General features: G+C 65.9%; 1 protein-coding gene. It reads right to left on the bottom strand.

Translation table 11 applies throughout. From position 1 onward, the window contains the following. Positions 1 to 155: AAA family ATPase (locus RT582_RS22475; RefSeq protein WP_376785719.1), on the bottom strand; the 155-nt coding region annotated here is incomplete at its 3' end. Between the last annotated feature and the right edge of the window lie 103 nt (positions 156 to 258).

The following is a 258-nucleotide window of genomic DNA, read 5'->3' as shown; positions in this document are numbered from 1 at the left end:
GGCATTGCCCGTGAAAGCAGCACCGCCAGCGCATGCAGCACTGTGGACTTGCCCACGCCGTTGACACCGGCGATCAGCGTCACATCGGGTTCGAAGGCGATGTCGAGCTGCTCGAAGCCACCACAGTGGGCGAGGGAAAGGGCTTCCAGTTTCATCCGGTCATCTCCTCCGGCGGGATCTGGCCGGTCACGGCTGCGGTGATCAGCGCGGCGCGGCGTTCGACAAGCAGGCGCAGCGAGTCTCGAAGCTCGCCGCGGA

The sequence above is a fragment of the Stutzerimonas kunmingensis genome (assembly GCF_032106285.1).
Classification (GTDB): domain Bacteria; phylum Pseudomonadota; class Gammaproteobacteria; order Pseudomonadales; family Pseudomonadaceae; genus Stutzerimonas; species Stutzerimonas kunmingensis_B.
Note: the sequence above shows the minus strand (reverse complement) of the source record. Positions and strands in the feature narration are given on the sequence as shown.